The organism is Streptococcus sp. 27098_8_113 (assembly GCF_041432545.1).
Lineage (GTDB): Bacteria > Bacillota > Bacilli > Lactobacillales > Streptococcaceae > Streptococcus.
The window spans coordinates 33,816-57,437 of the sequence record NZ_JAPVZU010000003.1 but is presented as its reverse complement, the minus strand read 5'-3'; the positions used below and the strand labels follow the sequence as shown (position 1 = coordinate 57,437).

Genomic DNA, 23,622 nt, shown 5'->3' with positions numbered 1-23,622 from the left:
ACCAGTACAGGTGCATAGAAATCTAGTGTCCCAATAATTCCTTCCATTTTATCCTCCTGTCAAAAAATAGAGAGTTTTATCCACAGCGCACGTTTGGCGAAAAAGAATATGTAAACCACCAACCACAGCGCCCCTGTACTGTTAATCTAACAGCCGTACGCCACCCAGCAGCAGATTTACCATCCAATTCTTGGATATTAATTTCCATAATCCAAAGAATTAATCTCAAAGTTGTCTTGTTTTATTTGTATTTCTCCCCGTAAATATAACACCAAATCAAAGTGTTGTCAAATTTAAGTAAAATAATCAATGACTTGATAAAATTTTATTACTTTTCATAAAAAAGACACCCCCACAATAATTTGTGGGGGTGTCTTCGGGGTGTTTCTAACGAAACTTCCCATTTTTTGAATCGCCTTAACTCAACGAAAAGGCTTTAATACTAGGCTTTCAGTCCCAAGCAATCAATAAATGATTATTTAAGAGTAACTGAAGCTCCAGCTTCTTCCAATTTAGCTTTGATTTCTTCAGCTTCTGCAGTTGGAACGCCTTCTTTGATGACACCTGGTGCACCATCAACAAGTTCTTTAGCTTCTTTAAGGCCAAGACCAGTGATTTCACGTACAACTTTGATAACGCCAACTTTTTTGTCACCAGCAGCTGTCAATTCAACGTCAAATGAATCTTTAGCAGCACCAGCGTCAGCAGCACCAGCTGCAGCAACAGCTACAGGAGCAGCTGCAGTTACACCAAATTCTTCTTCGATAGCTTTTACAAGGTCGTTCAATTCAAGGATTGAAGCTTCTTTAATTTCAGCAATAATGTTTTCAATGTTCAATGCCATTGTTATTTCCTCCAAATAAGTTTTTATTTTTATAATAATTTTTTTGTAGCTAGGCTACGCTGCGTAGCTTAAGATTAAGCTGCGTCTTCTTTGTTGTCTGCAACTGCTTTGACAGCAAGTGCAACGTTGCGAACTGGCGCTTGAAGTACAGAAAGGAGCATAGAAAGAAGTCCTTCGCGGTTTGGAAGAGTTGCAAGTGCAAGAATCTCTTCTTTTGATGCGACAGCGCCTTCGATAGCACCACCTTTGATTTCAAGTGCTTCTGCATTCTTAGCAAAATCGTTCAAGATTTTCGCTGGTGCGATAACATCTTCGTTAGAAAATGCTACTGCAGATGGTCCAACAAATACTGATGCAAGATCTTCAAGACCAGCTTTTTCAGCTGCACGACGTAAGATTGAGTTTTTAATTACTTTGTACTCAACTTCGCTTCCACGAAGCTCACGACGAAGAACAGTATCTTGCTCAACTGTCAAACCACGAGCGTCCACAACAACGATTGATGCAGCAGCTTTCATTTTCTCAGCTACTACGTCAACTAATTCTGCTTTTTTAGCAATAATTGCTTCACTCATTTAGTGTTTCACCTCCGTAATTATTTTGCTTGGGGAATTTTCTAAAAGAAAAACGCGCCCAAACCTAGACACGAAAGTACAATACGCTTCTTTTACATGATACGTTTTGTCCTCGGTAGGATTTTTATGAGTCGAGCTCCCCTACTGTCTTAGGCAGTTTTTTCAAACCATTGATAATTATAGCAAAAGAAAAAAAAGATTGCAAGCTTTTTGTGCAATCTTTTTACTTTTTTTATGCATTTTTAGGAAAAGTCTTGTCAAGCAAGGCTTTACTAGCATCGTCAGTAGGCACCCAACCATCAGTGAAAACTCGGTCTTTTATCCAAAGACGATTATAGAAAAAGGCCCAAAACAAGTTGTAGGCAGTTCCTACAGGTCTCAAGAAATCATCTGGGATAAGAAGTGTTGCAATCACAGCAAATACAAACAGTGATCCAAGCATGATCCCAAAGTATTTCCAGTCTTTACGAAAAAGAGGAACGAAAAAGTTAAATAGCAAGGTTGTAATAGAGTACATTGGTGACAAAGTCTTAACATTGCTGCCATCTGGTGCTTGAATAGTAAGTTTATTCATCAAGATCTCCCTAAATATAAAAATATTAATAAAGTTTAACAAAATTTTATATGTTTGTCAATTTAGGCAAATCTAGACGAGAATCAGAGCGTCACTTCTTCAAAAAAATGTAACCCTAAGGCTACATTTTAATCTACATAATGCTCTTCTTTTTTATTGAACCAAGCATATGGCAGACCGATTAGGAGACCACCACCAATCAGGTTTCCTACGAAGGTCACAGCCCAGTGACGCAGGATATTTCCAATACCAAAATTTGCCACCTGTGATGCAGCTGAGCTAAATTTGACGATAGCAAAAGAAGCAAAGTTAGCTGCCAAGTGTTCGTTGGTTAAGAATACAAACATATAAATGGCTGAAATAACCAAGAAAAGCTTAGCTGTACTATCTTTCACCAAGACGAAGGAAAGAATCGCAATATTAACAAATACATTGGCTAGTATTCCCTCAAGTAAAATAAGTTCATTGGAACGGGCAAGCTTCATCTGCACAACACCAGCAATGAAACTTTCCTTGCTCAGTCCTGCATAAGCCGCAGAATTAGCAAAGAGCCAGCCAGCAATCAAAGCCCCAATCAAGTTAAAGAAAGTACAATAGAACAAAATAATCAATGCTTTTTTCCAGTCAATCTTCTTCAAGAAAGTGCCAGCTGTCAGAAACATCATGTTGGAAGTCACCAGCTCAGCATTCAGAAAGACGATGTAGGCCAATCCCCAAGCAAAGATAAAAGGGAAGAGAAAACGACCCGTTCCTGGGACAATCTTATTTGTCAGGTCTGCCGCAATAGCTCCTGCTCCTGTACTGAAAGTCAGAAAGGCCCCCGCAAAGATAGAGCGAACAGCATACTTCCCTTTACTTGTGTCGAACAAGCCTTCTTTCTTACGGCAAGCTGCTTCTATTTTTGGAATAAATGTCGATTCGACCATAATAATTCTCCTCTAAGTTAAACTATGTACAGTATATCACAAACTTTTATTTTTCGAAAGCGTTTTCTGTAAGTTTTTTTCTAAATTTGAACTTGGAATGCTATATTCAAGTTCTTAATTCGCCTGCTAGCTGCCTTATATCTTCTGGCCGAGTTCGACAGCAACCGCCAAAAAGCTGAACGCCCTGTTTCTTCCAAAGATGGCTGTAATCAGTTAAACAGAGCTGCTGCTCAGGATTGTCCTGCCAAGTATTCGTCACCCCATTATAGACCTCTCCAGAATTTGGATAGGCTAGTAAGGGATTATCGCACACCTGTTTTAACTTTTCTAATAAAGGAGCAATCAAATGCGGAGCTGTACAGTTAAAACCGACAGCCAATACTTGTGGACTCGACTGAGCCAAGCGCCCAACTTCTTCTATCAGTGTTCCATCCGAAATCGCTGATACCGTTTGAGCGGTAAAAGATAAATAGGCTTCCACCTGAGGAAATTCTTCTGATAGTAAATGAACAAGCGCCTCGGTTTCTGCTCCGTTAGGAATCGTTTCAAGTGCCAATAAATCACAACCCGCATCCAGCAAGGCTTGTATCCGCGGACGATGAAAGTCTTTAAATTCCTCCTCACTTAAGTGATAGGCTCCTGTATACTCCGAACCATCAGCCAGATAAGCAGCATATGGTCCGACCGATCCAGCTATCAAAGGATATGAACGCTGCTGCTCATCTAGCGATAATCCCTGCCAGACATTTTTAACAGCTGCCTGTGCCAAAAAGACCGTTTCTTTGAAGATTTCATAAGCCTTATCTAAACTCAATCCTTCTTCGACCAAAGCTGGAATGCTGGCTTGATAACTGGAAGTGGTGATGATGTCACTACCCGCCCGAACATAATCTTCATGCAGGTCTTGGATAATCTGAGGATTCTCAAGCAAGTACTTGGCTGACCAAAGCCGACCAGAAACATCATAGCCCTGCCTCTCCAGCTCTGTCCCCAAAGCACCATCTAGAATTATTATGTCTTGCTTTTCAAGTAAGTCTTTAAACGCTCCCATCTTGCTCCTTAAGCCTTTTCTAAAATATCAACTTAGTCAGTTTTGCTAAAGATAAATAAATCTGCTTATTTGAAATGATCGTCTATTTCATTAGTAAAACGCAAAAAAGAGATTATTACAATCTCTTTTTTCTTATCTAGTTATGTGATGCCCATGCTTGGTCTGTTTCCAGAACATCTTGAGTCGTGTATTGTCCACGGTAAGGATTGTAAACCATATTAGATGCTCCTGTCTGATAGCTAGGTGAATCAAACTGAGTCAGATTGTATGCTTCAATCAGATAGTTCAATTTCGCATAGTAGTTACTATCCGTCGCATACACACCTGTCAAGGCAGCTGTCGCATCTTGATAAGTCGGGGCATTGCTCTTCCAAGCTCCTGCAAAATGACTTTGTCTCAAGACGTAGACATAATCCTGAAGTGACTCAACATAACTTGAGTAAGAGCGGAATTGATCATTGATTGCGTAAGTATTGCCCTGACCATCTTCTTCCAAGGTCTCCATCGTCGCTGACTGACCAGCATAAGCTCCTTTAATCCCGAACAGATTATAGTGAGGATAGCCTGATAGACCAGACTGGCCAGAACCACTCTCTAAAATAGCTTGTGCAATCATCACAGAAGCATACAGATCATTATCCTGGGCCAACTGGCGAGCTGGCTCACTAATTTGTGAAATGAAATATTCTGTTTGGTTCAATGGTTGCTGAACAGCATCATTTGCACTTGCTGGCTTGATTTGCTTTGACAAAGCCAGACCAAAGACAATGGTTGAGGCCATTACTGCCAAACCTATCAAAAGTTTTTTTCTTTCTTTTGAAATTCTCTTCTTCACAGTCTTTCTCCTAAATACAATATTTATTCTACTATTGTAACATACTAAAAGCAAAATAACATTAGCAATAAATTACAAGTATATGACATTTTTTAGATCTTCTACGAATATAAGTTTCACAAGCCACGATTGTTCCATTCAAAACTTTCTCGTTCGACTTGCATAATGAGCCTTATCACTAAGATATACAGACTGAACTGAAGATAAAAATAACCTGACTCCAACCCATACGGAATCAGGCTATGATCTTAAACTCTGAAATTTCAACTATCATTCCGATACAATCTAACATCTAGATCTTGCCTAAAATCGCATCCCAGGCTTGATCAAGACCAGTTTTATCAACTGAAGAAAAGATAATAAAATCATCAGTTTTATCAAAGTCCAGCTTTTTCTTAATGGCGCTCTCATGTTTGTTCCACTTACCACGTGGAATTTTATCAGCCTTGGTAGCCACAACAATAACTGGAATTTCATAGTATTTGAGGAATTCATACATCTGCACATCATCCGCACTAGGATCATGGCGTAAGTCTACTAGACTCACGACCGCTCGCAGATTGTCCCGACTGGTCAGGTATTCCTCAATCATTTTACCCCATTTAGCGCGCTCCGTTTTCGAAACCTTGGCATAGCCGTAACCAGGAACATCCACAAAACGGAGCTTGTCATCGATATTGAAAAAGTTCAACAACTGCGTTTTACCAGGCTTACCCGAAGTCCGTGCTAGATTTTTACGATTGAGCAGAGTATTGATAAAACTAGATTTACCGACATTGGAACGACCCGCCAAGGCGATTTCTGGGATATCATCCTGCGGGTAATGCGATTTATTGGCTGCGCTCAGTAAAATCTCAGCATTATGTGTATTGATTTCCATAAGCTTCCCCTAGGCAGTTTCTAAGATTGGCTTGTCTGTGCCGTCCACTGCTTCCTTCGTGATACGAACCAGCTTAACATTTTCCTGACTTGGCACTTCAAACATGACATCCATCATGGTTTCTTCAATAATTGAACGAAGTCCACGCGCACCTGTCTTGCGTTCGATAGCTTTTCTAGCTATGGCTTGCAAAGCTTCCTCGTCAAATTCAAGTTCAACATCATCATAAGAAAGCAAGGTTTGGTATTGCTTCACTAGCGCATTTCTCGGTTCACTTAAAATGCGAACCAAATCATCAACAGTCAGCTGCTCTAGTGCTGCAAAAACTGGCAAACGACCAATCAACTCAGGAATAATTCCAAATTTTTGAATATCGTCCGCAACAATAGCTTGCATATAAGACGCACCCTCGTCAATTGCCTTATTATTTTGACCGAAACCGATAATCTTCTCACCAAGACGTTGCTTGACAATCTCTTCAATACCGTCAAAAGCACCACCAACGATAAAGAGAATGTTCTTGGTATCAACCTGAATCATTTCTTGCTGTGGATGCTTACGACCACCTTGAGGAGGCACGCTGGCAACTGTTCCTTCAATAATCTTCAGTAAGGCTTGCTGAACACCCTCACCTGAAACATCACGAGTGATAGAAACATTTTCGCTCTTCTTAGCAATCTTATCGATTTCATCCACATAAATGATGCCGCGTTCTGCCCGTTCAATATTGAAATCAGCTGCCTGTAAAAGCTTGAGCAGGATATTCTCTACATCTTCACCAACATAGCCAGCCTCAGTCAAGGCTGTCGCATCCGCGATAGCAAAAGGAACATTGAGACTGCGCGCCAAGGTCTGAGCCAGGAATGTTTTCCCAGATCCAGTTGGACCAATCATGAGAATGTTGGATTTTTGTAGCTCCACATCATCCTCTTCGCGACTGTCATGAAAATTAATTCGCTTATAGTGATTGTAAACAGCAACTGCCAAAGCCCGCTTGGCCCGATCTTGACCAATCACATAGTGGTTCAAAATATTGAGCAATTCTTGCGGTTTTGGTACCTCAGAAAGATCAGCTAAAACTTCCTCAGCTAATTCTTCTCGAATAATTTCCTGCGCCAATTCGACACATTCATTACAGATAAAGGCATTGTTGCCCGCAATAATTTTTTGGACTTCGTCCTGATTCTTTCCACAGAAAGAACAATATACCATCATCTCATTATTACGATTTGTAGGCATTTTTTACTCCCATTCTAAATTTCTAATTCAATTTTTATTTACATTTTAAAAGAGGGTCATATAAAAAGCATGGATGGAATTAACAAGATTTGTAAAAGCATTTAACAAAAATAAAATAGCCAATCCATAACGTTTTTTACGAAAAGTCTGAAGCGAACAGATCAGACAAATTGCACATAAAAAGGCCGTAAAAAAACCAAAAACACTTCTTTCCATTCCTATGAACCCTTTCTTTTGAGGATTTTTACGGTGAAATCATACTCATTTTTTTCATCTTTGGGTTGAAAGCGACTGCTCACTTCCTCGAACTGTGTCAGATCAAAGTCTGTTGGAAAATAAGTATCGCCTTCCAAGCTAGCATGGATTTCCGTCTTAATCACCTCATCCAAGTCATGCTCAAATAAAGAAAAGATTTGGCCGCCACCGATAATATAGAGATTCTTCTCTTGCTCTTGGTACCATTTCAACACCGCTGAAAGATCATGAAATACTAAAACACGCTCATCTTCAATCTGATAATCCCTATCGCGTGTCAGAATCAGAGTTTTTCTATTTGGCAGCACGCGCCGATGCATGCCATCAAAAGTCACCCGACCCATTAAAATCACATGTCCAGTCGTGATTTCTTTGAAATGCTTCAACTCTGCTGGTAAATGCCATGGCAAGCTTTGGTCTTTGCCAATCAGACCATTTTGATCCTGTGCCCAAATCGCCGCAATCTTTTTCGTCATTTCTCCATCCTTCACATTGATATTTCTATTCTATCAAAATTTATTAAAAAAGACTTGTTTGGACTATCACTTCTATCTATTATTTTTGCCAGCTGATTCAGAAAAAAATCGATAACCCAAAAGATTATCGACTATTCATTTGCTAGGTAAATCACCCTTTCTTCATCTTTTTGACAAAGACAAATCCTACAACAGCAGCCACAAGGCCAAACAAGGAAACGTTCAAGAGCGTTGAGTCTGACTTCTTAGGCTCAGCAGTGGCGGCCTCTTTTTTATCCGCTAAGGGATCAATATCGCACCCCTCTCTTTTGACTGACTTACCTTCAGTTGAAGCATCAGCATTGCTTTGCTCGGTCCCTTTGTTTTTAGGGCCTTTTCCATGACAAAGCAAATCAATCGTATAGGATTTCTTTCCCTGATTTGCCCCATCCGAACCTTGGTCTACAAGCTGCAGAAAGTCATCTTCTTCCACTGAAGAATCTGCTATTTGCTCAAGTTGGGACTCTGCCTGTTGGACTTCATCCGCACCCACAACAGCCATCGGTGTCACAGAAACCGATAAGCCAAGCAAAAATGAATAAATGCCCAGACTAAAAAGTTTTCCCCTGCTTCTATGTGTTAAAAAATTTGCTTCCATATCAATACCTCCGAGATAGGCACTAGCGAAACACATATATCTATTGTCATTATAGCACTTACAAAATATATTTCAATCATTTGCTCTTGAAAATTAAAAAACCTACTGACTATCATTCAGTAGGAAAAATATAATCAAATCGCTAAATCGAATTTGAGCTGAGGTTTGACTGGATCGTAGTCTAAGAGCTCAAAATCCTCTGCCTTGATATCAAAGAAATTGGTTCCATCCGGCACATTTAAAATGAGTCGTGGTTGACAATCGCTAGGCTCTCGGCGTAAGAGTTCCTCCGCCTGCTCGAACTGATTGTCATAGATGTGCAAGTTATTGATAAAGTAAAAGAACTTGCCGACCTTCCAGCCAAAATGCTTGGCAATCATCATCTGCAGAGCCACATACTGCATAGCGTTGATATGGTGAGCCACTAGCATATCATTTGAGCGCTGGGTCAGAGTCGCATCCAGATAAATGTCTCCATCTACACGACGAACATCAAACATGGTTTGAAAAGCGCATGGCAGCAGGCCGTCTGTTTCTTCAAAAGCTTCATAATCCCAGAGAGAGATGATATTGCGACGGTTCCAAGGATTGGCTTCCAGCTGTTGAAGAATTTTATGGATAATATTGTGCTTCTTGACAACAGCACCATAGCGCTGGCCAATAGTACCCGTGTCGCCAACTTCCCAGTCATTCCAGTAGTGAACATTGTACTTGTCGTTGAGCAGTTCCAAGCTATTAGACTGGTCTTGATAGATCCAAAGGACTTCCTTGATGGCAGACCTGATGGCAATAGGGCGCAGCGTTGTGATTGGAAACTCGCCCTTGCTCAAATCGTATTCTGCGAAAGAACCAGTGATATATTTAGAGTTGGCCACATTTCCATCCTTGTAGCGCGGACGGGCATTCTCAGAAAAAACACCTTGCTCCATAATCTTTTTTATATTTTCTTTGAAAATCGTATCTGCTAACGTCATGATTTCTCCTTCGTTCGGTGAGCTCTTTCTAGTATAGCAAATTTTCCATAAAAATTCTCCTGACAAGTTTAGCAGGAGAAAACCTTATTTGACCCATTCATCTGGATGATTGAGCTTATTCGCATTCTTTTCTGATAATCTCAAGGTAATATCTGACACAGCAGGAATATTTGAAAGAGTTACATAGGGGTAGTTTTTGTAGGTCGTGAATTTAACGCCACTTTCTCCCTTTCTCCCACTAATATCGTAGATGTAATTAACCTCTGCATCATCAGGTAAATCAACCCAGGCATCTTCATTATCTTCCTCAGATTCGACCTTATCCAGAATGTCTGCAAATTCATCCAAAGTTTTGGTATTATTCGTCTGATAAACTTGCTGATTCTGACTATCCAATATGGTCAGAAAACCTTCTGTCTTTGATTTGCAAGCGGATAGGATCAAAAGAAAAATGGGAAATAATATTAGAAAATATGCAACTTTTCTCTTCATTTTTAGCCCTCCTTATAGCTATGCTAAGAGAGGAAGTAATTAGAACTATTGAAGTACCAGCGAAGCTGCTCCAATTACGCCAGCATCATTTCCAAGTGTAGCCAGCGCCAATTTAGTTGATGTACGCACTTGTGGGAAGGTATTTTCATCATAAACTTTTTGGACACCTTGTAGAAGGAATTCTCCCGCTGCTGACACTCCGCCACCGATAACAATGGTTGAAGGGTTTAGGATAGAGCCGATATTGGCACAAGCAATCCCCAAGTAACGTGAGAAGTTACGATAAACGATCAAGGCAAGATCGTCGCCTTCTTTTGCCAAATCAAATACAGTTTTAGCGGTTACTTCTTCTCCGTTATCAATCAAGCGTTTCAAAGTTGCGTCACCCTCATATTCATCAGCGTAACGACGAGTCAAATTGACAATCCCTGTTGCAGAAGCTACTGTTTCAAGACAGCCTTTTTTACCACAAGTACATGCGATTGGTTGGTCGAAATCAACAGTGATGTGGCCCAGCTCACCCGCCGCACCTGCCACACCGTGGAGCAGCTTACCTTCCGCAACGATACCGCCACCAACACCTGTACCAAGCGTCATAAAGACAACGTCTGGTTGGTTTTCACCAGCACCCATCCAACGCTCACCAAGCGCAGCTACGTTGGCATCATTATCGATGAAGAATGGAATGCTTGTCGCTTTTTCGATTTTCTCTTTTACCGGTTGAAGGGTCTTCCAGTTTAGGTTATAGGCACCGATAACAGTCCCTTTCTCACGATCAACCACACCCGGTGATCCCATGCCAATTCCGACAAAGTCCTCAGCTGATAGATTTAGGAGCTCCAAACGATGCTGGATAGACTCAATCATATCGTCTACAATATGGCTTCCTTCATCCAAAATATTAGTTTTAATAGACCATTTTTCTTGGATTTCACCCTCTTGCGTTAAAATTGCAAATTTGATAGATGTACCACCAAGGTCAATCCCAATAATTTTTTTTGACATGATATTCTCCTCTGTATTCGTTCTCCCTCTTATTATAGCAGATTTTTTTAACGGTGAAAAGGTTTGCACGGGATTTTTTACGTTTAGTTTGTGCTTATTTCACTCAAAATAAAAATCGGCATCTCTTGAGATACCGACAAGTCTATTGAAGCACACAAATCATCCTAGCTGCTAACTTCAAATGGATCATATTATTTAAATCATATTTATCTAATGCTCACTCTGCCAGTGCGGTAATCAAGGACAATTCCTGACTGGACATTTGGGACAAAAACATTGAATTCCAAACTTCCATCGCTGGACTTAGCTTCTAAATGCGAACCAGAGGGCACCAGATCATTTTCCGAAGCATAGATCAACGTGACACGATAGCGAACTCGCTTATTCTGATCCAAGGCACGACGAATCAGAGTTTCGTAGTAGTTCTGCCCCGTCGAGTTGTCTTTATTGGCCTGATTGGCCCAAGCTGTCTGGACTGCGATATTGACTGGATTGCTAGTGGAAGCATCAAAGCCCTTTAAGCCACCGATTAGAGAGTAAGCCAAAAGATGCCCGCGATCCACTGCATGGTTGTATTCACCTGATAGATGTTTGACTTGGTGCCAACCAGCAGGAACCCAAGAAGTGGAACCATTTCCCGTTTCTTCCCTTGATTTATATTGGCGGGTCGATTTGGTAAGCAAGGCATTGGCAACTGTAGGGACCGTCTGCCCTTGAACAATCTTCGTTTTATTATCTGCATAAGGCGCACTCGACACTTTGGCATCTAAGTTCGTTTGATTCCCATTGATGATGAAGGCGCCAGTCCCATTCCACTCGATTTTTCCACCAAGTTGAGAACGCACTGAGTCTGTGAGAACACTCTCAGCCAGCGCTTGATCTGGTGTGCTGGTATCCTTATTTTGACTGACAACTGCAGGTGTATTTACTGCTGGTGACTGAGTGCCATTTCCAAAAAAGTAGGCTCCCAGTGATAAAGTCAGAGCAACCAGAAGCCCAGCTATCGTCTGAGTAGATTTAGTGCTCTTTTTTTGTAATTTCTTTCTTTTGGACATCTTTTCTTTTCCATTTAAAAGGACTGCGCAAAATTCTGCACAGTCGGTAACTTTTCGGACATCTTGGCTGATCAATGACCAGTGAACTTAGAAACAAGTTCATTCCAAGTATCTAGCGATAAGATAGACCAAGGATTGTCTGCATTTCCAATCACGCCATATCCGATGACCAGACCAAGACAAAAAATGATAAAAGCGACTACCAGCACCAAGGCAATGATGCCTAATTGTCTAGCCAAATATTTCCAATTTTCACTCATCATCTTCTTCCTTTACGCGTTTGACGTTGGCACCAAGAGCTGCCAGCTTTTCATGAAATTTATAGTAGCCACGATCCAAATGGACCAACTTGCTAACTTTTGTCTCCCCTTCAGCAATCAAGCCCATCAAAATCAAGGTCGCACTAGCCCGGAGATCTGTCGACATGACTTCTGCTCCTTGCAAGCTGCTACCACCCCAAATCCGAGCGGTATCCCGCATAATATCGGAGTGAAGACCCATCCGTCGCATCTCTTCTAAGTGCTGGAAGCGGTTTTCAAAGACCGTCTCAACCATGACAGACTCTCCTTGAGCTATCGCCATCAAGGCAGTAAACTGAGCCTGCATATCGGTTGGGAAACCTGGATAAGGCAAGGTTTTGACAGACACAGCTTTTAACTTTGAAACATCTGAACGGACGCGAATTCCTTCGTCTTCTTCCGTCACTTCTACACCCATTTCTTGCATCTTTGACAGAAGCGGACGATTGTGCTCCCAAATCGCATCCTCAATCAGCAAATCACCACCCGTCATAGCAGCAGCAACCATAAATGTACCAGCTTCGATGCGGTCTTGCACGACATTGTGCTCAGCTCCATGAAGTTTTTCAACACCGATGATTGTTATATTCTCCGTTCCTGCCCCTCTGACTTTAGCGCCCATTTTATTTAACAATAAAGCCAAGTCGACAATTTCAGGTTCTCGAGCAGCATTTTCAATAACAGTGGTACCTTGAGCCAAAGTCGCTGCCATCATAATATTCTGTGTCGCGCCAACACTTGGGAAGTCCATGTAGATATGGGCTCCCATCAAGCGGTCTGCCTTGGCTTCGATGTATCCTGCAGTCTGCGTAATCTGAGCACCCATTGCTTCCAAGCCCTTCAAATGAAGGTCGATAGGTCGGCTACCAATCGTACAACCGCCCGGCATGGACACTTTAGCATGCCCATTACGAGCAAGAATGGGACCCAATACAACAATCGAAGCCCGCATCTTGCTGACATACTTATAAGGAGCCTCTTCTGTCAATGGTTTAGTCGCATCTACAACTACAGTATTTTCATCTTGATCAAAGTCTACCTGCGTATTCAAGCCACGAACAACATTGTTCATGGTAAAAACATCCGAAAGGACTGGCACATTTTTAAGAGTTGTTTTTCCCTCACTGGCTAAAACAGTTGCTGCCAACAACGGGAGCACCGCATTTTTAGCTCCTTCAATCCGAACTCTGCCAACCAGACGGTTATTTCCACCCTGAATAATAATTTTTTCCATACTAACTAGTTACTCCAAATCTTAAAAATTCATCCTTACTATCATACCATAAAATCAAGATTCTGACCTTATAAAGTTCCATTAAAGATTGCCCGACTCATATCATAAATACCGATAAAAAATAGGCTAGCCATGTAGCCCAAGGCAATACTTAGCAATAAAATCAAAAAACGAATTTTGATGGCATTATCAGCATTTACTTTTAAAAATTTTTCCCAACTGACCACTGTCGCCAAAAGGTGAAAAGACACAAAAATAAAGAGAAGGTGACTGCATAATCGAAACATTAATTCTATCATAGATTTTATTATACCATAAGAAAAGCTGTTTCTAGCGGAAAGGAGTATGGGACAATAAAAAAAGAATGGAAACTCCATTCTTTTTTCATTACATTCTTGTTCCAACGTTAATACGGTTGATGGCACGCTGGAGGGCGATTTTAGCGCGTCGCTCTTGGTCAATCAAATGCTTGTCTTGGGCTTCTTCGATCTCTTTCTCAGCACGCAGCTTAGCTCGCTCGGCACGGCTGATATCAATATCACGCTCACGTTCAGCTGAGTCCGCGATAATAGTAATCACATTATCAGCGATTTCTATGATGCCACCGTTGACCGCAATCCAGTCAATATGCTTGTCATCATCAATTCTGCGTACCTTGACTTGATCCACTTCCAAAACAGCAATTGTATTGATATGGCGAGGCAAAATCCCCATTTCTCCGTCAATCGTTTTTACGGAAACAAATGCAGCATGGTGGTCATAGATCAGACCATCCGGTGTAACGATTTGTACTGTCATTTGAGCCATCATTCACCTCTTAGAATCCCATTTTTTCCGCTTTAGCAATGACATCCTCAATCGAACCGACACCACGGAAGGCATCTTCTGGTAACTTATCATACTTGCCTTCGAGGATCTCTTTAAAGCCACGAACTGTCTCAGCTACAGGCACATAAGATCCCGGCTGGCCAGTAAATTGCTCCGCAACGTTGAAGTTTTGAGACAGGAAGAATTGAATCCGACGCGCACGCGCAACCAAAGTCTTTTCTTCATCTGACAACTCATCCATACCTAGGATGGCAATGATATCCTGCAATTCATGATAACGTTGCAATACGCGTTTCACTTCAGCAGCCACTGCATAGTGCTCTTCACCAACAATCTCAGGAGAAAGAGCTCGAGAGCTTGAAGCAAGTGGATCCACGGCTGGATAAATCCCCAATTGAACCAATTTACGTTCCAAGTTGGTTGTAGAGTCCAAGTGGGCAAAAGCCGTCGCTGGTGCTGGGTCAGTATAGTCATCGGCTGGCACGTAGATGGCCTGGATAGAGGTTACAGAACCTTTCTTAGTCGATGTGATACGCTCTTGCAATTGACCCATTTCAGTCGCAAGTGTTGGTTGGTAACCAACGGCTGACGGCATACGTCCCAAAAGGGCAGAAACTTCAGAACCTGCCTGCGTGAAACGGAAGATGTTGTCAATGAAGAGCAAAACATCTTGACCTTCCACATCACGGAAGTATTCTGCGATCGTCAAACCAGTCAAAGCAACCCGCATACGTGCTCCTGGTGGCTCATTCATCTGACCGAAGACCATGGCTGTTTTCTCGATAACGCCAGACTCCTTCATTTCCCAATAAAGGTCATTCCCTTCACGGGTACGTTCCCCAACGCCAGTAAATACAGAAATACCACCGTGTTCTTGGGCAATGTTGTGGATCAATTCTTGAATCAGGACGGTCTTACCAACTCCGGCACCACCGAAGAGTCCAACTTTACCACCTTTCAGATAAGGGGCTAAAAGGTCGATAACCTTGATACCTGTCTCTAAGATCTCTGATGAAGTAGATAACTCATCAAAGGTTGGAGCTTTCTTATGGATTGGTTGACGCTCTGCATCATCCGCAAAAGGAGCATCCAAGTCAATGGTATCTCCCAAAACGTTAAAGACGCGACCAAGTGTTTCTTTGCCGACTGGCACAGAAATTGGACGGCCAGTATCTAGCACTTCCATGCCACGAGTCAACCCATCCGTTGATTCCATAGCGATGGTCCGAACCACTCCATCACCAAGCTCAAGAGCTACTTCAAGGACGATTTTTGATTTTTTTTCGTCATTTTTATAGACTACAAGTGCATTATTGATCTCAGGTAGCTTGTCGCCAGCTGCAAACGCTACATCTACAACCGGTCCGATAACCTGAGTAATTTTGCCTGAGCTCATTCTTTTCTCCTCTTTATACTATTTATTTTCTGTGACACTATTCCAGTGCACTTGCACCCGCCACAATTTCAGTAATTTCCTGCGTGATAGCTGCTTGTCTAGCACGGTTATACTGAATGGTCAAATCATTGATAACTTTTTTAGCGTTATCCGTTGCTGTCTGCATGGCTGTCATACCAGCAGCATTTTCAGCAGTTTTTGCGTCAATAATCGCTCCATAAATCATACTTTCAGCAAACTGAGGCAAGAGCTGATCTAAAATCGCGTTTCGGCTGGATTCTAATTCTAGATTGAGGATATAGTTCTCATCCGCTTCACTAGGATCCAAGTCGACGATTGGCAACATTTGCTCTACCCGCATCTGACTGGTCAAACTGTTGACATGGTGGTTATAACACACATAAAGTTCATCAAAAAGCTCATTCTGATACATTTCAATGGTCTTGGAAATGATTTTCCGAACTTCATCAAAACTCGGATGATTAGCCAAGCCGCGCAATTCATAAATCGGCTGAATGCCTCGTGCGCGGAAGAAATCCGCTCCCATTCCTCCGATCGAAATAATGACATAGTCATCCTTTTCGTGGTATTCAGAAATCAATTCCATCATGGATTTGAGGATGGTTGCGTTGTAGCCACCGACCAAACCACGATCAGACGTAATGACGATATAAGCCGTTTTCTGAACTGGTCTGCTCTTTAGCAGTGGATGGTGGCTAACATTTTCTTCCTCATGACCATGCAAAAGGTCGGTCAAGAGTTTTCGAACCTTAGAAGCATAAACCTGGAAGTTTTTTGCTGCTTCTTCGGACTTTCCCAACTTAGATGCAGAAACCATCTGCATCGCATTAGTGATTTGACTGGTGTTTTTTGTGGATGCAATTTTATTTTTTATATCATTTAATGAAACTGCCATCTGACACCTCTATTCTTATTTGAAGTTAGACTGATTTATAAATTCAGTAATAGCGGCATCCAGCACTTCTTCGCTCGGCAAATCTTTTGTCTGACGAATTGTTTCATAAATGTCTTCATGATGAGCATCAAAGTAAGCGAAAAGCTCTGCTTCAAACTGAAGAATCTCATCCACTGGTACTGTATCTAGGAAACCATGAGTCAGTGCATAAAGGATCACAACTTGTTTTTCAACTGGCAGTGGTTCATGAACTGGCTGTTTCAATACTTCTACCGTACGACGTCCTCGGTTCAACTTAGCCTGTGTTGCTGCATCCAAGTCAGAACCGAATTTGGTAAAGGCTTCCAGCTCACGATATGAAGCAAGGTCAATACGCAGGGTTCCTGCAACCTTCTTCATGGCCTTGATTTGTGCAGATCCACCTACCCGAGATACAGAAGAACCGGCGTCAATGGCTGGTCGAATACCTGCATTAAAGAGGCTATCGCTAAGGAAAATCTGACCATCCGTAATTGAAATCACGTTTGTCGCGATATAGGCTGAGATATCTCCTGCTTGTGTCTCGATAAATGGTAGGGCTGTGATTGAACCACCACCCAGCTCATCAGAAACTTTAGCTGAACGCTCAAGCAAACGACTGTGGAGGTAGAAGACATCCCCTGGGAAGGCTTCACGACCTGGCGGACGGCGAAGCAAGAGGGAAAGCTCACGATAAGCTACCGCTTGTTTAGACAAGTCATCATAAACAATGAGGACGTGCTTGCCATTGTACATAAATTCTTCAGCCATTGCTACACCGGCATAAGGAGCCAAGAAGAGCAAAGGAGAAGGCTGTGAAGCAGAGGCTGTTACCACGATAGTATAATCCAAGGCTCCATACTGACGGAGAGTTTCCACTTGTGTACGGACAGTAGATTCCTTTTGACCAATGGCAACATAGATACAGATCATATCCTGCCCTTTTTGGTTGAGAATCGCATCGATGGCAATACTAGTTTTACCAGTCTGACGGTCACCGATAATCAATTCCCGCTGACCACGACCAATCGGTACAAGGGCATCAATAGCTTTCAAACCTGTTTGCAATGGTTCTGATACAGACTTCCGTTGCATAACTCCTGGAGCTGGTGCTTCTACAGGGCGTGTTTTAGTTGTAGCAAGCTCACCCAAGCCGTCAACAGGACGACCGAGCGGATCTACGACACGACCAATCAAAGCATCTCCGACAGGAACTTCCATGATTTTACCCGTGCGACGAATCGTATCGCCCTCACGAATATCTGTAAAATCACCCAAGATAATGATTCCGACATCGGTTGACTCCAAGTTTTGGGCCATACCATAGGAACCATTTTCAAAAATCAAGAGCTCGCCACTCATGGCATTATCAAGACCGTGGGCACGAGCGATTCCATCACCAATATAAGTGACGACCCCAGTTTCTGTGACGTCAAAATTTGGCTGGAAATTTTCAATTTGTTGCTTAATTAAAGCGCTGATTTCTTGTGCGTTAATCGCCAAAATTCACACCACTTTCTATTTCAAATTTTCTTTTACGAGTTGTAATTGACGTTTTATACTTGCATCAATTGTTTTATTATTGGCTGAAATGACGAAGCCACCAATCAGGCTAGCATCTAATTCCTGCTTGAGCGAGCGAACCTTGAGGCCCATTTTTTGCTCGATCATTGGTTTCAATCTTTCTTTTTGACTGTCTGTCAATGCTTGAACAGATTTAACCGTCACTTCAAATTCATTGCTTTGTTTCTCAATCTGATGCTGAATTTCTACCAACATATCGTAGAATAAATCTGCTCGATGATTGAGAATAACGACTTCGATAAAGTTATCAATCAGCTGTGAATCTGAGTTTTGAAAAAGTCGAAGAGCCTTCTCCTTCTCTCCCTCATCAACGCCAATATGTGATAAAAAGTCAGCAAGATTTGTTTCCTCAAACACAGCCTTAATTTGGCTAAGTTTTTCAAAAACATCTTGTTGCTGACCTTTTTCAAATACTAATTGAACAAAAGGCAAGGTATATTTTTCAATTACCGCATAGTGCTTTTTGTCCATTAAGCATCTCCTAATTTATCAATATAACGATCAATAAGCTCACTGTGTGCTTTTGTATCAAGCTGCTGGCTCAAGATCTTACTTGCAAGACTTACTGTTAGGTCAGCCACATCGTCTTTAATGCTATTCAAGGCTTCTGCCTTGCTTTGAGCAATTTCCTGATTGGCTTTTGCTTTCAAACGTCCAGCTTCTTCAGCTGCATCCGCTAAAATTCCAGCCTTATTTTTTTCAGCTGTTTCCTTAGCATGTTCGATAATCGTCGTTGCTTCCTGACGACTTCCTGCTAATTCATTCTCACGTTTTTGCGCAAGTTCCTCAGCCTTTTTGCGGGCTGACTCAGCCCCGTCAATATCATCCGTAATCTTTTTAGAACGTTCTTCTAAGATACTGGTAATATTGCCCCAGGCAAACTTCTTTACTAAAAAAATTAATAAAAGGAAGGAACCAGCGATGAGAATAAAGTCACCAATAATGGCACCGATAGTTACGTGCATTCCTTTTCTTCCTTTCTACTTACTATTCTTCACCGTTTATTTTCTTACCGATATACATCGAAGACAGCATGGTAAAGACATAGGCCTGGATACATGAAATAAATATCGAGAAGGCTGTCCATAACATACTACCTAGGAAAGCAGCTGGATACCAATAAAATGCTTGATGTGACAAGGTAAGCAACAAGCCAGCCAAGACTTCCCCTGCAAAGATATTTCCGAAAATCCGCAGAGCTAAGGAGGCAAAATTGGTAAATTCTTCCAAGATATTCATTGGAGTCATAAATCCAGGTGTTGCAAAAGCTTTTAAGTAATCTTTAAAACCACGACGACGGATTCCTTCCACATGACTAATCAATGTAATGATAAAGGACAAGGCTAGGTCATAGCCCAAATTTGCCGTCGGTGAGGTCCAGAGATTGTAGCCATTGGTGGTTTGAATTTTAGCCATCAAACCGATATTATTGGCAACTGCAATAAAAAGAAACAAGGCAAACATAAACAAAGAATAATCTTTGATGTAGTGTTCCCCAATATTTTCTTTAGTAAATCCAATGACAAAATCATAGACGTACTCAAGTAAATTTTGCTTTCCTTTTGGTCGGATGGACATTTTTCTACTTCCCCAGTAGATAAAGCCAAAGACCATCAAAACGGTCACAAGTGACATAGCAAGTAGGGTCAAATCAAAGGAAATTGGGCCTAGCTGAATAGTCGGATTAAGACTCTCTTCCAAGGTTTGACACCCCCTTTTCTAAAATAGAAAAAACTATTTGATAATGAAAGACATAACCAAAGTAACGAAGAAAGTACCTTCAACAAAAGCGACACCCATGATGAGCAAGCTTCTTAATTGATCAACCATTTCTGGCTGACGTGAAGCTGCTTTAAACAGATTGCTCATAATCAAACCTTCAGCTAATGAGACGCCAAAACAGGCAATACAAAGTCCTAAAAATGTTAAATTCATGATGAATTCTCCTTTTATATTTTTTAAATGTACCCCATTAGTTTACTCCTAATAAAGTTAATAGTCAATTATTTTGTGATATTGTAAGCGTTTTTCGCACTTTTCTTTTAAATTTAAAATAAAACTTGAATAAAGGTGCTTTTCAAACATTTATCCTATAAAAATCCAAGCAAAAATGAGATTGGGACAGAAATCGATAATTCGTTAGAATTCGATTTCGTCGTCCCACCTCCGCACAGTTGAGTAGGGCTGTAAAAGCTGATGAAATCAGCCTAGTAGAGCCCACTCAACCACTGCGTCTTGCTCGACAATCCAAAGACAATTAAGAGACTAGGACTTTTGTCCCAGCCTCATATCTGTTCCATTTGAGGTAAAAAAATCGTGAAGCGCATCCACCTATTCTCAACTGCTTCAAAGCGATAAGCGAGATGGTGCTTTTCTAAAATCTGCTGCACGATGAAGAGCCCCAGCCCCGTACCACCATCCTTGCGATTGCGACTGTAGTCTGGTCGATAAAATGGCTGGAAAATCTGCTGGATCTGTGAGTCATCCAGCACTCGCTCAGCTTCATTTTCTACAATTAATACCCCATCTTCTAAACGAACCAAGATTTCTCCGCCTTCTACTGTATAATGGAAGGCATTGTCAATCAGATTCTTAATAGCTTTCAGTAAATAGGTCTTATTTCCTCGGACTTTCGTTTCTGTAAGTTGGACATTAAATTGATAATGCTTGAGGTCAGCCAGAACCTTGTAGGTACTGATATTTGCTTCAAGCAGCTCTTTGAGTGAGAAGATTTCTCGCTCTGTCTCCATGGTCATTTCTAGCTTTGAAATGGCTAGGATAGACTGGACTAAGCCTGATTGCTCTTCCAATATTTCGCGGCACTTCTGCAGGTATTTGTCCCGATCTTTAAAATCGCCCACTCCATAAATCATCCCGTCAATCATTCCCATCATACTGGTAATGGGTGTCTTGAGTTCGTGGGAAGTCATTCGGAGAAATTCTGCCTTTTCGCGCTCGCTTTCTGCAACTTTTTCATTTTCTAATCGCAGAGCTTCCATACTTGCTAGGAGGTTGGCATATAAGTGATTGATATCCTGAGCTAGATCGGCAATTTCATCATGCCCTTTCACCTGACAGGAAACATCTGGAAGCAGACTTGTCATTTGCCGAGTGCTAGAGGAAATATCCTTAATTCGCTGACTGGAGGTCCGACTATAGAGATAGGCAGCAAGCCCTCCCAGACTCAACGACAAAAATAATACAAAAGGATAAAGATTAAGCAAGATCCGACTGGCATCCGAAACGGGCTGCAGAGAATATTCCCCTCGCAGGACTACTTCTTTGCCGTCCGATGTCCGAAAACTTTCTGACAGAGTCTTGCTTTCATAGTTACTATTGGCGATGGTCGGAACAATCGTCAGCTGGAGAGAGCTTTCTCCATTCGTTTCAAGTGCTGGGTAAAGAATCGTATTGTCTTTCGCCAGCAAGGTGAACCAGATCTGATTGCTTTTTTTGCTATAATTGCTCAAGAGCTCACTGATTTCTTGGCTAGACTTTCCCTTGACCTGCTTGGCTACCTGAGCAAACTCACGCTGGGCTTCTCCTCCCTTGACCTGCTGGTAGTAAACCGGCATGGCAAAATAGAGAGTGGATAGAACGATCGTCACAACGACAAAGATGATGAAAGTCGTCAAGAGGAAGTTCTTTTTGACAATCTTCACGTGTCTTCTCCTCCAAGCTGATAGCCCATACCTGTGATGGTTTTCAGAGGGATACCTGGGATTTTCTTACGAATGTTCTTGATGTGATTATCTAGCACCCGACTGTCTAGCTCACTGTAGCCCCAAATGGTATTCATGAGCTGATCGCGGGTTACTAAATGATCCTTTCTCTTGGCTAGAGCCTGCAAGATCTCATACTCTTTCTTGGTCAGAGGCATCTTTTCTTCCTGCCAGTAAACGGTACAATCATCGATAGAGACAGTCAAATCACCAACAGTAATCTCTGACGCAACCGTATTTCGTCGCAGAATATTCTCGATCCGTTTAACTAAGATTAGTGGTGAGAAAGGCTTGGTCACATAGTCACTGATGAGGTGATTAAAGCTGACTAGCTGAGTGTACTCGTCATCTAGTGCCGTCAGGATCATGACTGGAATCTGAGAAGTCTTGCGAATTTCCTTGAGGACATCCAGCCCACTCATGGTTGGCAACATCATGTCTAAAATAACTAAGTCAAAAGACTCTGCTTCAAATTGAAGCAAAGCCTCGCCTCCATCAAAGACTGGTGTAACTGCATAGTTACTTTCTTTTAAAAATTCACAAATGACTTGATTGATCGTAGTATCGTCTTCCACTACTAAAATCTTGTGCATATATGCTTGATTCTCCTTTATTTATTCAAATCGCAGGGCTTCAATTGGATCCAGCTTGGATGCTTTTACGGCTGGCAAGAGCCCAAATACTACTCCTATTATACAACAAAAGAGCAAACTTACAAAGACAGAAAAGAGGGATAAAATATAAGGATAGGCCAAAGACTGGGTAATAGCAAAACCAGAGGCGATACCTGCTACCACACCAATAATTCCTCCCATCAGCGTCAGGATGACAGCTTCGATCAGGAACTGCTTGAGAATGATCTTTCTCCGAGCTCCCAGAGCCTTTTTAATCCCGATTTCACGTGTCCGCTCTGTCACTGAGACCAGCATGATATTCATAACCCCAATACCTCCGACTAAAAGGGAGATGCTGGCAATACCCGCTAGCAAGACAAAGTTAGACTGGTTGAGGTTATCCAATTGACGTTCAAATTCTTGCAGATTCAGCACACCAAACATATAGTCTGACTGAGGCATCTGCTGATTGAGATAATCACTGACCTTCTTGGCCACCTTCTTCAAATCATCGGCTTTGTGGGTCTGGACAGTGACTTCTGGACTGACATTGATGGTATCAAAAATCCGATGCCATTGCTGCAGAGGAATATAGGCCACCTTTTCCGAACCAGAGGTTAAGCCACTCTGCTCAGTCGACTCAAAAACGCCGATAACTTTAAAAGGATTGCCCTTGACTTCTACATACTTACCGATACCGTCTCCCTTAGGAAAGAGGGTATCATAAAGAGACTTTTCTAGATAGGTTACTTGTTCTTGATTTTTGAAGGCTTCAGAGTCAAAGCCTTCCCCTTCCAACAGCCGTTGCTGCTTGATATCAGCTACCGACTGGGAAACTGCCTGAACCTTGCTAGATGACTTTTGACTGAGATAGTAAATCTTTTCGTCCGCCCCATAGGTCATCAAAGCATTTTTAACTCCAGGAATTTCCTTGATTTTGGACAAGACATCCTCTCCCATGAAAGGAATGTAGGAAGGCTTCTGAGCTTGGGATTTTTCTGGAATAGAGGGATCGATGGCGCTTTTCTTGTCGTAGACGACTTTGATGGTATTATTGCTACCACCGATCAGCTGACGCTTGGTATTTTCTGTATTTCCTTCAATGATGGAAAAGATAGCAATAATAGCGCCAATCCCGATGATAATTCCTAGCATGGTCAGCATAGAGCGCATTTTATGGGACAGGATGGAGT

Annotated in this window: 29 protein-coding genes and 1 other annotated feature; all 29 genes read right to left on the bottom strand. The window is 41.8% G+C overall.

From position 1 onward, the window contains the following. Window positions 1–76: 76 nt before the first annotated feature. The gene (gene slmA / locus O3644_RS02880) at window positions 77–208 is read right to left on the bottom strand and encodes a salivaricin M family lantibiotic (protein ID WP_371595008.1); all 132 of its coding nucleotides are present in this window, start codon (window positions 206–208) and stop codon (window positions 77–79) included. A gap of 267 nt (window positions 209–475) precedes the next feature. Continuing rightward, on the bottom strand, window positions 476–844 hold the full coding sequence (gene rplL / locus O3644_RS02875; protein ID WP_001196964.1) for a 50S ribosomal protein L7/L12: 369 nt from the start codon (window positions 842–844) through the stop codon (window positions 476–478). 74 nt (window positions 845–918) lie between these two features. Beyond that, window positions 919–1,419 (bottom strand): 50S ribosomal protein L10, encoded by a 501-nt coding sequence (gene rplJ, locus O3644_RS02870; protein WP_001287273.1) that lies wholly within the window; start codon window positions 1,417–1,419, stop codon window positions 919–921. A gap of 37 nt (window positions 1,420–1,456) precedes the next feature. Further along, window positions 1,457–1,591: a sequence feature (ribosomal protein L10 leader region), on the bottom strand. Window positions 1,592–1,651: 60 nt separating this feature from the next. Continuing rightward, entirely contained in the window at window positions 1,652–1,993 is a 342-nt protein-coding gene (locus tag O3644_RS02865) for a hypothetical protein (protein WP_005589765.1), read from the bottom strand. A gap of 128 nt (window positions 1,994–2,121) precedes the next feature. Next, the gene (locus O3644_RS02860; RefSeq protein ID WP_005589763.1) at window positions 2,122–2,919 is read right to left on the bottom strand and encodes a formate/nitrite transporter family protein; all 798 of its coding nucleotides are present in this window, start codon (window positions 2,917–2,919) and stop codon (window positions 2,122–2,124) included. Between the two features lie 106 nt (window positions 2,920–3,025). Continuing rightward, window positions 3,026–3,970 (bottom strand): homocysteine S-methyltransferase, encoded by a 945-nt coding sequence (mmuM, locus tag O3644_RS02855; RefSeq protein WP_062004717.1) that lies wholly within the window; start codon window positions 3,968–3,970, stop codon window positions 3,026–3,028. Between the two features lie 136 nt (window positions 3,971–4,106). Next, entirely contained in the window at window positions 4,107–4,805 is a 699-nt protein-coding gene (locus O3644_RS02850) for a glucosaminidase domain-containing protein (protein ID WP_371595007.1), read from the bottom strand. A gap of 292 nt (window positions 4,806–5,097) precedes the next feature. Then, window positions 5,098–5,685: a ribosome biogenesis GTP-binding protein YihA/YsxC gene (yihA, locus tag O3644_RS02845; RefSeq protein ID WP_005589759.1), complete on the bottom strand. Its 588-nt coding sequence runs from the start codon at window positions 5,683–5,685 to the stop codon at window positions 5,098–5,100. Window positions 5,686–5,694: 9 nt separating this feature from the next. Beyond that, window positions 5,695–6,924 (bottom strand): ATP-dependent Clp protease ATP-binding subunit ClpX, encoded by a 1,230-nt coding sequence (clpX, locus tag O3644_RS02840; RefSeq protein WP_005589758.1) that lies wholly within the window; start codon window positions 6,922–6,924, stop codon window positions 5,695–5,697. Window positions 6,925–7,142: 218 nt separating this feature from the next. Next, on the bottom strand, window positions 7,143–7,655 hold the full coding sequence (locus O3644_RS02835; RefSeq protein WP_048764204.1) for a dihydrofolate reductase: 513 nt from the start codon (window positions 7,653–7,655) through the stop codon (window positions 7,143–7,145). 151 nt (window positions 7,656–7,806) lie between these two features. Next, on the bottom strand, window positions 7,807–8,292 hold the full coding sequence (locus O3644_RS02830; RefSeq protein WP_048764203.1) for a hypothetical protein: 486 nt from the start codon (window positions 8,290–8,292) through the stop codon (window positions 7,807–7,809). A 134-nt stretch (window positions 8,293–8,426) separates the two neighbouring features. Continuing rightward, the gene (locus tag O3644_RS02825) at window positions 8,427–9,266 is read right to left on the bottom strand and encodes a thymidylate synthase (protein WP_048764202.1); all 840 of its coding nucleotides are present in this window, start codon (window positions 9,264–9,266) and stop codon (window positions 8,427–8,429) included. An 84-nt stretch (window positions 9,267–9,350) separates the two neighbouring features. Further along, window positions 9,351–9,758 carry a hypothetical protein gene (locus O3644_RS02820; RefSeq protein WP_048764201.1) on the bottom strand — a complete coding sequence of 136 codons (408 nt, stop codon included), beginning with the start codon at window positions 9,756–9,758 and terminating at the stop codon, window positions 9,351–9,353. 45 nt (window positions 9,759–9,803) lie between these two features. Next, window positions 9,804–10,763 (bottom strand): ROK family glucokinase, encoded by a 960-nt coding sequence (locus O3644_RS02815; RefSeq protein ID WP_048764200.1) that lies wholly within the window; start codon window positions 10,761–10,763, stop codon window positions 9,804–9,806. Between the two features lie 206 nt (window positions 10,764–10,969). Next, entirely contained in the window at window positions 10,970–11,818 is an 849-nt protein-coding gene (locus tag O3644_RS02810) for a DNA/RNA non-specific endonuclease (protein ID WP_048764199.1), read from the bottom strand. Between the two features lie 71 nt (window positions 11,819–11,889). Then, window positions 11,890–12,078: a DNA-directed RNA polymerase subunit beta gene (locus O3644_RS02805; RefSeq protein WP_005592154.1), complete on the bottom strand. Its 189-nt coding sequence runs from the start codon at window positions 12,076–12,078 to the stop codon at window positions 11,890–11,892. Next, window positions 12,071–13,351, bottom strand: coding sequence for a UDP-N-acetylglucosamine 1-carboxyvinyltransferase (murA, locus tag O3644_RS02800; protein ID WP_061423045.1), 1,281 nt, complete (start codon window positions 13,349–13,351; stop codon window positions 12,071–12,073). The genes O3644_RS02805 and murA overlap by 8 nt, the downstream gene beginning before the upstream one ends. A 68-nt stretch (window positions 13,352–13,419) precedes the next feature. Beyond that, window positions 13,420–13,650, bottom strand: coding sequence for a DUF1146 family protein (locus tag O3644_RS02795; protein WP_371595006.1), 231 nt, complete (start codon window positions 13,648–13,650; stop codon window positions 13,420–13,422). Window positions 13,651–13,738: 88 nt separating this feature from the next. Next, entirely contained in the window at window positions 13,739–14,161 is a 423-nt protein-coding gene (locus tag O3644_RS02790; protein WP_125446508.1) for a F0F1 ATP synthase subunit epsilon, read from the bottom strand. A 7-nt stretch (window positions 14,162–14,168) separates the two neighbouring features. Continuing rightward, complete coding sequence (gene atpD / locus O3644_RS02785) at window positions 14,169–15,575, bottom strand: F0F1 ATP synthase subunit beta (protein WP_005589740.1); 1,407 nt, start codon at window positions 15,573–15,575, stop codon at window positions 14,169–14,171. Window positions 15,576–15,612: 37 nt separating this feature from the next. Further along, entirely contained in the window at window positions 15,613–16,491 is an 879-nt protein-coding gene (locus O3644_RS02780; RefSeq protein WP_005589739.1) for a F0F1 ATP synthase subunit gamma, read from the bottom strand. Between the two features lie 15 nt (window positions 16,492–16,506). Beyond that, complete coding sequence (gene atpA, locus O3644_RS02775) at window positions 16,507–18,012, bottom strand: F0F1 ATP synthase subunit alpha (protein WP_005589738.1); 1,506 nt, start codon at window positions 18,010–18,012, stop codon at window positions 16,507–16,509. Window positions 18,013–18,027: 15 nt separating this feature from the next. Further along, complete coding sequence (locus O3644_RS02770; RefSeq protein ID WP_148888066.1) at window positions 18,028–18,564, bottom strand: F0F1 ATP synthase subunit delta; 537 nt, start codon at window positions 18,562–18,564, stop codon at window positions 18,028–18,030. Continuing rightward, window positions 18,564–19,058, bottom strand: a complete 495-nt coding sequence (gene atpF, locus O3644_RS02765) for a F0F1 ATP synthase subunit B (protein ID WP_005589735.1) — start codon at window positions 19,056–19,058, stop codon at window positions 18,564–18,566. The genes O3644_RS02770 and atpF overlap by 1 nt, the downstream gene beginning before the upstream one ends. A gap of 22 nt (window positions 19,059–19,080) precedes the next feature. After that, a complete protein-coding gene (gene atpB, locus O3644_RS02760; RefSeq protein ID WP_048764192.1) occupies window positions 19,081–19,794 on the bottom strand; it encodes a F0F1 ATP synthase subunit A in 714 nt (237 codons plus the stop codon). A 33-nt stretch (window positions 19,795–19,827) separates the two neighbouring features. Continuing rightward, window positions 19,828–20,028, bottom strand: coding sequence for a F0F1 ATP synthase subunit C (locus tag O3644_RS02755; protein ID WP_005589732.1), 201 nt, complete (start codon window positions 20,026–20,028; stop codon window positions 19,828–19,830). Window positions 20,029–20,378: 350 nt separating this feature from the next. Continuing rightward, window positions 20,379–21,755: a sensor histidine kinase gene (locus O3644_RS02750; RefSeq protein ID WP_371595005.1), complete on the bottom strand. Its 1,377-nt coding sequence runs from the start codon at window positions 21,753–21,755 to the stop codon at window positions 20,379–20,381. Beyond that, window positions 21,752–22,408, bottom strand: a complete 657-nt coding sequence (locus O3644_RS02745) for a response regulator transcription factor (RefSeq protein WP_045496783.1) — start codon at window positions 22,406–22,408, stop codon at window positions 21,752–21,754. Before O3644_RS02745 ends, O3644_RS02750 begins: the two co-directional genes overlap by 4 nt. A 21-nt stretch (window positions 22,409–22,429) precedes the next feature. Continuing rightward, complete coding sequence (locus O3644_RS02740) at window positions 22,430–23,584, bottom strand: ABC transporter permease (protein ID WP_371259509.1); 1,155 nt, start codon at window positions 23,582–23,584, stop codon at window positions 22,430–22,432. Window positions 23,585–23,622: the final 38 nt, after the last annotated feature.